We start from the raw sequence: 14,151 nt of genomic DNA on the forward strand, positions 1-14,151 counted from the left end.
TGCGCGCAGAGATGCGCAGCAGCCCCCGTGGCGTGGAAAACTTACTTCTCCGATGCAGCCTGTGCCGCGATCAGATCCTCGAGCTCCTCCTTCTGACGCTGGAGCTCAGCGAGCGAGAGATCCGCCGTGCCGGCCTCGAGTGCCGCCAGCTGCTGCGTGCGCTCCTGCATGAAACGATAGCCAAAGATACCGGCAACAGCACCAACTGCAAGGCCAATCCAAAAATCCGTCTTCGAGAACATCGTGTCTCCTCCTTTTCCATATCGCTTTCCCGCGTCTGCTGAGACCTCCTCTGCAGCCCGTCGAAAGCTCCTCTATCCTCCTTGGCGCCTTGTCCCGCCATAGGGCAAGCATCTCACGAATCCATAAGAAATGAATCCGAATAAAGAAAGACCGCCCGCTGGCAGCCTTGACGGATTCCTCCGTGAGACGATGATAATTCCTGCGCCGTGAGGTATGACGAAGTCGCCATCCTCTCTGGAATCATCTTGTTGTTCTCAGTATATGTGAGAATGATGTATCTGTCAATAGGTCTTATATAATCAGGAATAACTATTGAAATCACTTTTTCTTCATGTCATAATATGTGTAAATGCTGTAACAATTCAAAGGAGTTCGTCATGAAACATTATCCTCGCCGTCTGCCCCGCCTCCTCATCGCAGTGCTCTCCCTCGTCCTCCTCTATGCTGTCCTCACCCATCTCCCGGCGGGCGAGGACGGTGACCCGCCGACCTATAAGGCAGAAATCCTCCACGTGGAGAGCGCGGCGGGCGGCACGACCTCCTTTGCCCCCGACAGTGCCGCCTACGAGGTGCGCATCCGACTAGACTCAGGCCCTGCGGCGGGAACGGAGGAGACCATCCTCCATCACACCTTCAACAATCCTGCCTTTGACATCCACCCAGACGAGGGGGAGCGCATCCTCGTCCGCCCAACAGGTGAGAGCTATGCCATCGTCGACTACGACCGCCTCCCCGCCATGCTCCTCCTCCTCGCCCTCTTTGCCGCCCTCCTCATCTGCTTCGGCGGCATAACGGGCGCAAAGGCACTCCTCGTCCTCCTCTTCGCCGTCATTCTCATCGCAAAGGGACTCATTTCCTTTATCCTCTATGCACCCTCGCACATCATCCTCGCAACGCTCCTCATCGGCAGCATCATCACCCTCGCCACCCAGCTCATCATCAGCGGGCGAAACGTCAAGGCGGCAGGCGCCATCATCGGCACCATCGGCGGCATCTTCGTCGCGGGCATCCTCGCCGTCATCGCCATCCACGGCACCTACCTCACAGGCATCGCCGAGGAACAGGCAGGCATGCTCAAGGCACTCTACCTGCAGGCGGTGGACTTCCGCGAGCTGCTCTTTGCGGGCATCGTCCTCGGTGCGCTCGGTGCCGTCATGGACGTCGCCGTCTCCATCGCCTCCGCCCAGTACGAAATGAAGCAGCTCGCCCCCAAGACGAAATTCGACGCTCTTGTCTCCTCGGGCATGAGCGTCGGCCGCGACGTCATGGGCACCATGGCGAACACCCTCGTCCTCGCCTACATTGGCGGTGCGCTCCCGCTCATCCTCCTCATCTCCGCGCAGCCCGATCTCCCGCTCCGCCATGTGCTCAACCTCAACATGATCGCCACCGAGATCGTCCGCTCCCTCGTCGGCAGTATCGGCCTCCTCTGTGCCATCCCCATCACCGCCTACACCACCGCCTTCCTCATCACCATTCGCCCACGGCGCAAAAAAAGAGCAGAGGTATAGCTCCGCCCTCTCGTTTGATACAGCACTACCGCACCGCGTGCACAGCATCCCGTACGACCTGTGCCATATAGTCGATCTTCGCATCCGTCAGCCCGGGGTAGACGCCGAGCCAGAACGTGTCGTTCATAATGCGGTCAGTCGCCGCGAGTGTCCCCGCCACACGGTAGCCCTCGCCCGAGGCGCGCATGGCGTCAAAACAGGGGTGCTTCGTCAGATTCCCCGCGAAGAGCATGCGCGTCTGGATGCCCCGTCCCTCGATGTACGGCACGACCTTGGCGCGGTCCACGCCGTCACGGCAGGTCAGCAAAAAGCCGAACCAGCTGGGATCTGCATGCGCCGTTGCCTCCGGCAGGACAAAGGCATCGCCCAGATCGGCGAGTGCCGCGCGGAGCCGCGCAAAGTTATGCCGGCGACGCGCGACAAAGGACGGCAGTTTTTTCAGCTGGGCGACACCGACGGCCGCCTGCATATCCGTCGCCTTGAGGTTGTAGCCGAAATGCGAGTAGACGTATTTGTGATCGTAGCCGCGCGGCAGCGCGCCGTACTGCCCGTCAAAGCGATGCCCGCAGCGGTTGTCCTGCCCCGACGCACAGACGCAGTCGCGTCCCCAGTCGCGCAGGGATCGTACAATGCGGTGGAGGAGCGGATCATTCGTATAGACCGCGCCGCCCTCGCCCATCGTCATGTGATGCGGCGGATAGAAGCTCGACGTACCGATATCGCCGATCGTGCCCGTATAGCGCGTCTCTCCGTCGATCGTATACTGCGAGCCGAGCGCGTCACAATTGTCCTCAACGAGCCAGAGTCCGTGCTTTTGGCAGAACGCCTTGACCGCCGCCAGATCAAACGGATTGCCAAGCGTATGCGCGATCATGACCGCCTTCGTCCGCGCGGAGAGCGCTCCCTCGAGGAGCGACACATCCACATTGTACGTCGGCAGACTCACATCGACAAAGACGGGCACCGCACCGTACTGGATGATCGGCGCGACCGTCGTCGGAAAGCCCGCCGCCACCGTGATGACCTCATCGCCGCGCCCGACGGCACGCGCTCCGAGGAGCGGCGACGTGAGTGTCATAAAGGCGAGCAGATTCGCCGACGAGCCTGAGTTCACGAGCGAGCAGTGTTTCACCCCGAGATAGGCCGCCAGCCCACGCTCGAACTCCTCCGTATAGTGCCCCGCCGTCAGCCAGAACTCCAGTGCACTCGCGACGAGATTCTCCATCTCCTCATGATCGTAGACGCGCGCCGCGTACGGCAGACGATCCCCCGGATAGAAATCCTCCTTTGGTGCATGATACTTCTCACAGTACGCCCGTACAAGCGCGAGAATCTCCCCGCGCATCTCCTGCTCACTCATTCGATTTCTCTCCCTGCTCTATGATCTCCTGCGAAAATGCCTCGATCTGCGCCTCGGTCATAGCGCGCATATCCGCGCCCGCTTCCCATGCCTTTGCCCATTCCACTGTTTTCTCCACGGCCTCGGCGATATGCCAGCGCGGTTTCCACCCGAGTTCACTCTTTATTTTCGAGCAGTCGAGTTTCAAAAAATGAGCCTCATGTGGGCCGCCATCTGCATGTGCCTCCCACCGTACGCCCGCGCCCCACATCCGGCAAAAGAGATCGGCGAGCGCTCCCGTCGTCACGCAGTCTGCATCGTCGGGACCGACATTCCATGCCCCGACCAGCGCGACATCCTCCGCCTGCCGTGCCGCGAGCATCAGATACACGGAGAGCGGCTCTAAGACATGCTGATAGGGGCGTGTCGAATGCGGATTGCGGATGTCGATCACCTGCCCGCACACAGCGGCACGGATGCAGTCAGGGATGATGCGGTCGGGCGCAAAGTCGCCGCCCCCGATCACGTTGCCCGCGCGCGCCGTCGAAAGCCGCACCCTGCCGTCCGCGAAAAAGCTCTGCCGATAGCTATGGGCGGCAATCTCCGCACAGCTCTTGCTCGCCGAATACGGATCATAGCCCAAGAGCGGCTCATTCTCGCGGTAACCCCACGGCCACTCCTTATTCTCATAGACCTTATCCGTCGTCACAACGAGGGCAGACTGCACCGTAGCGGACGTGCGGATGCACTCAAGCACATGGACCGTCCCCATCACATTCGCCGCGAACGTCTCCACGGGCTGACGGTAGCTCGTCCGCACAATCGGCTGCGCTGCGAGGTGAAAGACGACCTCCGGCCGCGCCGCAGCAAACGCGCGTCCGAGTGCATCGGCATCGCGCACATCGCCGCGCAGATCGCGCAGCTCCTTCAAAGCGCCAAGCCGACGGAGCGCCTCTCGTCCGCCCTCTGTTGGTGCATCGAGTGCAAAGCCCGTCACCTCTGCTCCTGCCCGGAGGAGCAGGAGGGCAAGCCACATGCCCTTAAAGCCCGTATGTCCCGTGAGGAGGACACGCTTTCCCCGATAAAAGTTTAGATTTTTCATATCCTACTCCCACTAGCGTGATTACATGATTATTATAACAAGAATTCACAAAAAAAACACTGCCTATGATCACTCATAGGCAGTATTTTCATTGATCTATGGTATCTCAGCTGCTCAGCTTCTCCAGCCGTGAGAGGTCGACTTCTTCGACGGGCTCCTCGGCAGACGCCTCGGGCTCAGGCGGCTCAGGCACCGGCTGCGGTGCGTGGTCGACGATCTCGAGGTGGCGGTAACGGGTCATGCCCGTACCGGCCGGGATGAGTTTGCCGATGATGACGTTTTCCTTGAGGCCGACGAGCGGGTCGATCTTCCCCTTGATCGCGGCGTCGGTGAGGACGCGCGTGGTCTCCTGGAAGGACGCCGCCGAGAGGAAGGAATCCGTGGCGAGCGATGCCTTCGTGATGCCGAGCAGGATGGGCTTTGCCACAGCGGGCTCGCCGTCCTCCTCGATCGCCTTGGTGTTCGCCGCCTCGAATGCGTTGATCTCGATGTACTCGCCCGGGAGGAAGTCGGTCGTTCCGGCCTCCTCGATCTTGACCTTGTGCAGCATCTGCCGTACCATGACCTCGATGTGCTTGTCGTTGATCTCAACGCCCTGCGATTTGTAGACCTTCTGTACCTCGTAGACGAGGTAGCGCTGGGTCGCCTGCAGGCCGCAGACGCGCAGGATGTCGTGCGGGTTCACGGAGCCCTCGGTAATCTTATCACCGGGCTTCATGACCATGCCGTCACGCGCGGCCATGCGCGCACCGAACGGCACAGAGTACTCGCGCGGCACGCCGCCCTCGGGCGTGATCGTGACTGTGCGCATCCCCTTGCCCGTATCGTCGATGGCGACGACACCTTCGTTCTCTGCGATGATGGCGTTGTGCTTGGGCTTGCGTGCCTCGAAGAGCTCCTCGACGCGCGGAAGACCCTGTGTGATGTCGTCACCTGCGACACCGCCCGAGTGGAAGGTACGCATGGTGAGCTGTGTGCCCGGCTCGCCGATGGACTGTGCGGCAATGATGCCGACCGCCTCGCCGATCTCGACCTCCGCCTGGTTGGCGAGGTCGCGGCCGTAGCACTTCATGCAGACGCCGAACTGCGACTTGCATGTGAGGACGCTGCGGATGGAAACGCGTTTTCGGACGCCCTCGATACGTTTGGCAAGTGCCTCATCGACGGAGTCGTTGATGTGGGCAATGGTTTCACCCGTCGCCTCATCCACGATGTCCTCGGCGAGCACGCGGCCGACGATGCGGTCGGCGAGCGACTCGATGACGCCCGCGCCCTCCATGATGGCCTCGACTTCGATGCCGCGCACATTGTTGTTGCGGATGTGGATCTCGTGGAGCTCGGAGGAGAGGATCGCCTCGACCATTTTGTCAGTGAGGATCACGCCCTCCTCTGCGAGAACGGTGCCGTCGTCGAGGACAGCCTCACGCACGACTTCCTTTCCGCTGAGCTCGCGCACGATGGCAGCGTGTGCCTTCTTGCGCTTTCTCGCATCCGGCTCGCCGAGTGTGATGCTCTCCGTAACCATGGCGTTGCTGACCGCCCCCTCCGCGTTGACGGAGGAACCGCGCACCATGATCTCGCGGATGTCGCGTTCGCCGATGGTCTCGAGGACCTCGTCGTCGAGCGTCGTATCCTGTGGGTAGAGGATCTCCTTCGTCTCGGGGTCGTAGATCGCCGCCGCAAGGAGGCGTCCCATGAGGCTGTCGACGAGGAGTTCGAGTGCGTCAAACGCAGACTCTGCCATGCGCGCACGCACCTGCAGGAGGTTGATCGCAGAGACGTCACAGTCCTCCTCGCGGACGATGACATCCTGTGCCACGTCGACGAGACGGCGCGTGAGGTAGCCCGAGTCCGCTGTACGGAGTGCCGTATCGGCAAGACCCTTGCGCGCACCATGCGAGGAGATGAAGTAGTCGGAAACGGATAGTCCCTCACGGAAGTTCGCCGTGATCGGCAGGTCGATGATCTTACCCGATGGGTCAGCCATCAGTCCGCGCATACCCGCGAGCTGACGCATCTGCTGCTTGTTGCCTCGGGCGCCCGAGTCCGCCATCATAAAGATGGGGTTAAAGGGATCCATGTTGTCCATCATGGCGTCCGCGACGTCGTCCGTCGCCTGTGTCCAGAGCTGGACGACCTTCTTGTAGCGCTCGTCCTCGGTGATGAGACCACGCGAGAACTGACGCTCAACCTTGTTGACCTTCGCCTGCGTGTCCGCGATGATTTCCTTTTTCTTCGGCGGCACGATGACGTCGGAGACGGCGACCGTCATGCCTGCAATGCAGGCGTAGTGGTAGCCGAGGTTCTTCACGTTATCGATGACCTCAGCGGTCTTGGTCGCGCCGAAATGATCGTAGCAGTTCGCGACGAGTTTGCCGAGCTCCTTCTTGTTCATGAGGACGCCGAGGCGCCACTCGCCGGTCTCCGCATCCTGCGCGTAGTGGCGCAGCTCCTCGGGCAGGATCTCGTTGAAGATGAGGCGGCCGAGCGAGCTGCGGACGAGGCCGTAGCCCGCGATCTGCACGCGGATCTCCGCCTGCAGGTCGAGCACCTTTTCCTGATACGCGAGGAGTGCCTCGGCGATGCCGGTGAACACCTTGCCCTCGCCCTTCGCTCCGGGTCTCAGCTTCGTGAGATAGTACGAGCCGAGCACCATGTCCTGCGAGGGGACGATGATGGGCTTGCCGTCCTTCGGCGCGAGGATGTGGTTTGCGGCGAGCATGAGGACGCGTGCCTCCGTCTGCGCCTCCGCCGAGAGCGGCAGATGGATGGCCATCTGGTCGCCGTCAAAGTCCGCGTTGTACGCCGTACACGCGAGCGGATGCAGCTTCAGGGCACGCCCCTCGGTGAGCACCGGCTCAAAGGCCTGGATACCCAGACGGTGCAGTGTCGGTGCACGGTTGAGGAGCACGGGATGCTCCTTGATGACATCCTCGAGCACGTCCCAGACCTCGGGGCGTGCGCGCTCGACCATGCGCTTTGCCGACTTGATGTTGTGGGCAGCGCCGTCCGCCTGCAGTTTTTTCATGACAAAGGGCTTGAAGAGCTCGAGCGCCATCTCCTTCGGCAGGCCGCACTGATGGAGCTTCAGCTCCGGGCCGACGACGATAACGGAGCGTCCCGAGTAGTCGACACGCTTGCCGAGGAGGTTCTGACGGAAGCGCCCTTGCTTGCCCTTGAGCATATCCGAGAGCGACTTCAGCGCACGGTTGCCGGGGCCTGTGACGGGGCGGCCGCGGCGGCCGTTGTCGATGAGCGCGTCCACGGCCTCCTGCAGCATGCGCTTCTCGTTGCGCACGATGATGTCGGGCGCACCGAGGTCGAGCAGACGGCGCAGGCGGTTGTTGCGGTTGATGACGCGGCGGTAGAGGTCGTTGAGATCAGAGGTCGCGAAGCGTCCGCCGTCGAGCTGCACCATGGGGCGCAGGTCAGGCGGAATGACGGGCACGACGTCCATGATCATCCACGAAGGCTGATTGCCGGACTTGCGGAATGCCTCGACCACCTCAAGGCGGCGGATGGCACGCACCTTCTTCTGTCCGGAGGTCGTCCGCACGTCGTTTTTCAGCTGTGCACTCATCTGCTCAAGATCCAGCTCCTCAAGGAGCTCCTTGATCGCCTCCGCGCCCATGCCGACGCGAAAGGTATTGCCGTACTTTTCGAGTGCATCGTGATACTCGCGCTCGGAGAGCAGTTCCTTTTTCTTGAGATCGGTTTCGCCCGCATCGAGGACGATGTAGTAGGCGAAGTAGAGCACCTTCTCAAGCGAGCGCGGGGAGACATCGAGGATGAGTCCCATGCGGCTCGGAATGCCCTTGAAGTACCAGATATGGGAGACGGGTGCGGCGAGCTCGATGTGTCCCATGCGCTCGCGGCGCACCTTTGCGCGCGTCACCTCGACGCCGCAGCGATCGCAGACGACGCCCTTGTAGCGGATGCGCTTGTACTTTCCGCAGTGGCACTCCCAGTCGCGCGTCGGTCCAAAGATGCGCTCGCAGAAGAGGCCGTCACGCTCGGGCTTCAAGGTGCGGTAGTTGATGGTCTCCGGCTTTTTCACCTCGCCGTGCGACCATGCACGAATTTTATCGGGAGAAGCGAGTCCAATCCGCATCGAGTCAAAATTGTTTACATCCAGCAACAGCTGCCACTCCCTTCCTTATAGATCGTCCTCATGAGGATTGTCGATGTCGTCCAGTCCGCCATGGAGAATCGCATCCATGTCGTCCGCCGCGAGATCCTCGTCGGTGCCGAGGTCAGCGATGAGATCCTCATCCGCAGACTCCTCAGCCTCCACGTTCTCCTCGTAGTCATCCGCAGGAGGCGGTGCGGCACCGTTCTCGTCCACGCCCTCCACATCGAGATCGAGAGAACGTGCCTTTTCGTTGATGTCCTCGTCCTCCTCGTCGCGGATCGCGATTTCCTTCGCGTCCTCATTGAGTACCTTGATGTCGAGGCCGATCGCCTGCAGCTCCTTGATGAGCACCTTGAACGACTCGGGTACGCCCGGCTCGGGGATGTTGTCCCCCTTGACGATGGATTCGTATGCCTTGACACGGCCGACCACGTCGTCGGACTTCACCGTCAGGATCTCCTGCAGGGTGTACGCCGCGCCGTATGCCTCGAGTGCCCAGACCTCCATCTCGCCGAAACGCTGTCCGCCGAACTGCGCCTTGCCGCCGAGCGGCTGCTGCGTGACGAGCGAGTACGGCCCCGTGGAGCGCGCATGAATCTTGTCGTCAACCAGATGATGCAGCTTCAGCATGTAGACGCAGCCGACCGTGACGCGGTTCTCGAACGGCTCGCCCGTGCGGCCGTCGTAGAGCACGGTCTTGCCGTCGGAGGGAAGTCTCGCCGCGCGGATCGTGCCGAATACGTCGTCGTCGCCCGCGCCGTCAAAGACCGGGGTCGCGATGTGGATTCCGGCCACGTCGGGCACGGGCATCCCGTTTTTATCGAAATCATAGCCCGCCGCGCGGAGATCGCCCTCCACCGTCGGATCGCCGTCCTTGATGCGCTGTCCGAGGACGCGGCACGCCATGCCGAGATGCGTCTCCAAGACCTGACCGATGTTCATACGCGACGGAACGCCGAGCGGGTTCAGCACGATATCGACCGGCGTGCCGTCCGGCAGGAACGGCATGTCCTCCTGGCGCATGATGCGCGAGACGACACCCTTGTTCCCGTGACGGCCGGACATCTTGTCGCCGACCGAGATCTTGCGCTTCTGTGCAATATAGACGCGCACGAGGCGGTTGACGCCGGGCGGCAGTTCATCGTTGTTCTCACGGGTAAAGATCTTCACGTCGATGATCTTGCCCGCCTCGCCGTGCGGCACGCGCAGCGAGGTATCGCGCACCTCGCGTGCTTTCTCGCCGAAGATCGCGCGCAGCAGGCGCTCCTCTGCCGTCAGCTCCGTCTCGCCCTTGGGGGTGACCTTGCCGACGAGGATATCGCCGGGGCGCACGTCCGCACCAATGGAGATGATGCCGTCCTCGTCGAGATCCTTGAGCGCTTCCTCCGCCACATTCGGGATGTCGCGCGTGATCTCCTCGGGGCCGAGCTTCGTGTCGCGCGCATCGCACTCATACTCCTCGATGTGGATCGAGGTGTAGAGATCGCGCTTGACGAGATTCTCGCTGAGGAGGATGGCGTCCTCGTAGTTGTAGCCCTCCCACGGCATATAGGCAACAATAATATTGTAGCCAAGGGCGAGCTCGCCGTTGTCCGTCGAGGGGCCGTCGGCGATGGGCTGCCCCTCCGTCACGCGGTCGCCCGCGTAGACGAGCGGCTTCTGGTTGATGCAGGTCGCCTGGTTCGAGCGGATGAACTTCTGCAGTTTATAGGTATCAAATGCGCCCTCGTCCGAGCGGACGGTGATCGCATCTGCTGTAACGTCCGTGACCTCGCCGGCGTGCTTTGCGAGCACCATAACGCCCGAGTCGCACGCCGCCTTGTACTCCATGCCCGTACCGACGAGCGGCGCCTGCGTCCGCAGGAGCGGCACCGCCTGACGCTGCATGTTCGCACCCATGAGGGCACGGTTCGCATCGTCGTTTTCGAGGAACGGGATCATCGCCGTTGCGATGGAGAAGACCTGGCGCGGCGACACGTCCATATAGTCCACACGCTCGCGCGGATGCAGTCCCGTCTCCTCGTGGAAACGTGCCGTCACGCGCTCGTTGACAAAGTACTCATTCGCATCGAGCGGCTCATTCGCCTGCGCGATGATGAGATCGTCCTCCTCGTCCGCCGTGAGGTAGCGCACATCCTCCGTCACGCGGTGATGTTCCTTGTCCACGCGGCGATACGGCGTCTCCATAAAGCCGAAACGGTTCACACGCGCATAGTTGGCGAGCGATCCGATGAGACCGATGTTCGGACCTTCCGGCGACTCGACCGGGCACATGCGGCCGTAGTGCGAGTTGTGAACGTCGCGCACCTCGAAGCCCGCGCGCTCGCGCGAGAGACCGCCGGGGCCGAGTGCCGAGAGGCGGCGCTTATGCGTCAGCTCGGAGAGAGGGTTGTGCTGATCCATGAACTGCGAGAGCTGCGAGGAGCCGAAGAACTCCTTTACCGCCGCCACGACGGGGCGGATATTGATGAGCCCCTGCGGCGTGATGCTCTCCGTCTCCTGGATCGACATGCGCTCGCGCACGACGCGCTCCATGCGCGAGAGGCCGATGCGGAACTGGTTCTGCAGCAGCTCGCCCACGGCACGCACGCGGCGGTTGCCGAGATGGTCGATGTCGTCCGTATTGCCAAAGCTGTCCATGAGGCCGAGGAGGTAGCTGATCGCCGCCATGATGTCCTCGCGCGTCACCGTGCGGTACTGATAGTCGCGCGTCGGTGCGCAGAGCATCCGATAGATATCGCCGTCGGGCTTCTGTACCTGAAATGCGATGAGCTCGCCGTCGCCGAAGAGCGCCGTCTCGCGCTCCTCGCTGACCGCATCCACCATCGCAGGCGTGATCGGCTCGCCCTTCGGGAAGACGATCTCGCCCGTCTCCACGTCCACAACGGGCTCGGCGAGCACCTTGCCCAACAGGCGGCGGCGCCAGCCGAGCTTCTTCGTCAGCTTGTAGCGGCCGACCGTCGCGAGGTCGTAGCGGCGCGGGTCAAAGAACAGCGTCTCGAGAAGCTGACGCGCATTGTCCTCGTTCGCGGGCTCACCCGGACGCAGACGGCGGTAGATCTCGATGACCGCGCGGCTGCGCGTCTTGACTTCGTCCGTATCGCGCTCGATCGTTGCGAGCATGCGCGGATCGTCGCCGAAGAGCGCACGAATCTCCGCGTCCGTCTCGTAGCCGAGGGCGCGGATGAGATAGGTCACGGGCATCTTGCGCGTACGATCGATACGCACGGAGACGATGTCGTTTGCATCCGTCTCCAGCTCGATCCACGCGCCGCGATTCGGGATCATCGTCGCGTTGTAGAGCTCCTTGCCCGTCGTATCGATTTCCACACCGTAGTACGTACCGGGCGAGCGGACGAGCTGACTGACGATGACGCGCTCTGCGCCGTTGATGATGAACGTCCCCGTATCCGTCATGAGCGGAAAATCGCCCATGAAGACCTCCTGCTCCTTGATCTCGCCCGTCTCGCGGTTCACGAGGCGCACGTTGACGCGCAGGGGCGCGGCGTACGTCACATCGCGCTCCTTGCACTCGTCGAGATCGTACTTCGGCTCACCGAGCGCAAACGACTCAAAGGAAAGGATGAGATTCCCGGAGAAATCCTGAATGGGCGAGATGTCGCGGAAAATCTCCGCAAGCCCCACCTCGAGAAACCACCGATAGCTCTCGCGCTGGATGTCAAGAAGATGCGGCATCTCCATCACTTCTTTGATCCGCGCGTAGCTGTAGCGGGTTCGACGGCCGACCGACACAGGATTGAACATGAACGCTGTCACCCTTTCGCTGGAATATCCTCTGGCATCTGAGCGCCGCTCTCAGAATTGAACAGACACAAAAAGAACAAGGCAGCCATGTGAGTACCTTGCTCTCTTGTCCTTTCTAACCGCACAGCATACTGCGCGGCGTCCTCCCCTGAAAAAAGGCGCACAAATCCCATACTTACGTCAATAGGTCATTGTATGATACTACATCGGAGATACCGTGTCAAGGGGGGGATTTTTCTATTTTTGCATTTTCCGGTAGGAGCACAGGCAATAGCGTACCGACACGACCTCCATCAAACAGCGAAGTCATTGACAAAGCGGCGCGTCTATGCTACGTTTAATCGGTATCAACGAAGAGAGGCTACAAATGATACAGCTAAAGAATATTGTCAAAACATACGCAGGCGATGTGCACGCTCTGCGCGGTATCGATCTCTCGATTGAGCGCGGCAGCATCTATGGCATCATTGGGCTGTCAGGCGCAGGAAAATCGACGCTCATCCGCTGCATCAATATGCTTGAGCGCCCGACGAGCGGCGCTGTCCTCGTGGACGGACGCGATCTCATGCAGGTCTCGGAGAGCGAACTGCGCGAGGAGCGGCGGCACATCGGCATGATTTTTCAGCACTTTAATCTGCTGTCCTCTGCGACGGTCTACGACAACGTGGCATTCCCGCTGCGGCTCGCAGGGAAGTCTGCCGAGGAGCTCCGCCCCAAGGTGACGGAGCTGCTCACGCTGGTCGGGCTCGGCGACAAGGCAAATGCCTACCCGAGCCATCTCTCGGGTGGGCAGAAGCAGCGCGTCGGCATCGCGCGCGCACTCGCAGGAGATCCGAAGGTACTGCTCTGTGACGAGGCAACCTCGGCACTCGACCCGCAGACAACGAAGTCCATCCTCGCGCTCATCCGCGACATCAACCGCCGTATGGGACTGACCGTCGTCGTCATCACGCATGAAATGCAGGTCATCAAGGATATCTGTGACCGCGTTGCCGTCCTCGACGGCGGCATCATCGCCGAGGAGGGCGATGTGGTGGACGTGTTCACCGCACCGCAGCAGCCGATCACGAAGGAGTTCATCAGCGTGCTCCTATCGAACGAACTGCCGACGGCATTTCGCGGAAATTCCATCGAAGAAGCGCCGAGCGAGGGGAGCTATATGCTCCTGCGCCTTACATTCCTCGGCGAGCGCGCGGACGATCCCGTGCTCGCGGAGATGATCCGCCGCTTCCCAACCATTGAGGTGACGATGCTCTTCGGTACACTCGACCAGATCAAGGAGCTGCCGTTCGGGCGTATGATCATCGGGATGCGCGGCGCACCGGAGGAGATACAGCGCGCCATCGACTATCTCTCGGAACAGCATTTGAAACAGGAGGTGATCGGCTATGTCCGCCGAAATGATTCCCCTGCTGACTAAGGCACTCGGAGAGACCGTCTATATGGTCGCGGTCAGTATGGTCATCTCGAGTGCGCTCGGCATCCCGCTCGGCGTGCTCCTGCACGTGACAGCGCGGGGCGAGATCCTCGATGCGCCGGCGGTGAACCGCTCGATCGGCGCGGTGGTCAACGCGATCCGCTCCATCCCGTTCATCATCCTGATGGTGGCAATCATCCCGCTGACCCGTCTCATCGTCGGCTCGGCGATCGGCACGACGGCGGCGATGGTGCCGCTCGTCATCGCCTCGGTCCCGTTCATCGGACGGCAGGTGGAGACCTCGCTGCGCGAGGTGCCGCACGGTCTCATCGAAGCGGCGCTCTCCATGGGGGCGACGCCGCTGCAGATTGTGACGCGCGTGCTCCTGCCGGAGTCCATGCCCGGCATCGTCAGCCAGCTCACGACGGTCGTCATCGCACTCGTCGGCGAGTCCGCCATGGCCGGTGCGATCGGCGGCGGCGGTCTTGGTGATCTCGCGATCCGCTACGGCTATCAGCGGTTCCGTCCCGACATCATGCTCGCGACCGTCATCATTCTCATCGTTCTCGTCCAGCTCGTACAGTTTGCGGGCAACACCCTCGCTGCGCGGCTGAATAAGAGATAAATTCTTAGAGATAAATT

General features: G+C 61.6%; 8 protein-coding genes. 3 read left to right on the top strand and 5 right to left on the bottom strand.

Annotated elements, in window-relative coordinates:
- Positions 1-41: 41 nt before the first annotated feature.
- Positions 42-242, bottom strand: a complete 201-nt coding sequence (locus ADJ74_RS03115; RefSeq protein ID WP_050341801.1) for a 50S ribosomal protein L9 — start codon at positions 240-242, stop codon at positions 42-44.
- A gap of 378 nt (positions 243-620) precedes the next feature.
- On the opposite strand from ADJ74_RS03115, the gene ADJ74_RS03120 reads away from it, so the two are divergent.
- Positions 621-1,754, top strand: a complete 1,134-nt coding sequence (locus tag ADJ74_RS03120; protein WP_050341803.1) for a YibE/F family protein — start codon at positions 621-623, stop codon at positions 1,752-1,754.
- A 25-nt stretch (positions 1,755-1,779) separates the two neighbouring features.
- Here ADJ74_RS03120 and rfbH read toward each other — a convergent pair whose 3' ends face one another.
- The 4 genes from rfbH to rpoB all read right to left on the bottom strand — a co-directional run bounded on the left by rfbH (position 1,780) and on the right by rpoB (position 12,092).
- Positions 1,780-3,114 (bottom strand): lipopolysaccharide biosynthesis protein RfbH, encoded by a 1,335-nt coding sequence (rfbH, locus tag ADJ74_RS03125; protein ID WP_050341804.1) that lies wholly within the window; start codon positions 3,112-3,114, stop codon positions 1,780-1,782.
- Positions 3,107-4,195: a CDP-glucose 4,6-dehydratase gene (gene rfbG / locus ADJ74_RS03130; protein WP_050341806.1), complete on the bottom strand. Its 1,089-nt coding sequence runs from the start codon at positions 4,193-4,195 to the stop codon at positions 3,107-3,109. Before rfbG ends, rfbH begins: the two co-directional genes overlap by 8 nt.
- A 106-nt stretch (positions 4,196-4,301) precedes the next feature.
- On the bottom strand, positions 4,302-8,306 hold the full coding sequence (gene rpoC, locus ADJ74_RS03135) for a DNA-directed RNA polymerase subunit beta' (protein ID WP_172664537.1): 4,005 nt from the start codon (positions 8,304-8,306) through the stop codon (positions 4,302-4,304).
- Between the two features lie 45 nt (positions 8,307-8,351).
- On the bottom strand, positions 8,352-12,092 hold the full coding sequence (rpoB, locus tag ADJ74_RS03140; protein WP_050341810.1) for a DNA-directed RNA polymerase subunit beta: 3,741 nt from the start codon (positions 12,090-12,092) through the stop codon (positions 8,352-8,354).
- Positions 12,093-12,459: 367 nt separating this feature from the next.
- Here rpoB and ADJ74_RS03145 point away from each other — a divergent pair, with 367 nt between their 5' ends.
- Both ADJ74_RS03145 and ADJ74_RS03150 read left to right on the top strand, forming a co-directional pair.
- Positions 12,460-13,512: a methionine ABC transporter ATP-binding protein gene (locus ADJ74_RS03145; RefSeq protein ID WP_050341812.1), complete on the top strand. Its 1,053-nt coding sequence runs from the start codon at positions 12,460-12,462 to the stop codon at positions 13,510-13,512.
- The gene (locus ADJ74_RS03150) at positions 13,481-14,134 is read left to right on the top strand and encodes a methionine ABC transporter permease (protein ID WP_050341814.1); all 654 of its coding nucleotides are present in this window, start codon (positions 13,481-13,483) and stop codon (positions 14,132-14,134) included. The genes ADJ74_RS03145 and ADJ74_RS03150 overlap by 32 nt, the downstream gene beginning before the upstream one ends.
- Positions 14,135-14,151 lie beyond the last annotated feature (17 nt).

This window comes from Selenomonas sp. oral taxon 478, assembly GCF_001189555.1.
Taxonomy (GTDB): Bacteria; Bacillota; Negativicutes; order Selenomonadales; family Selenomonadaceae; genus Centipeda; species Centipeda felix.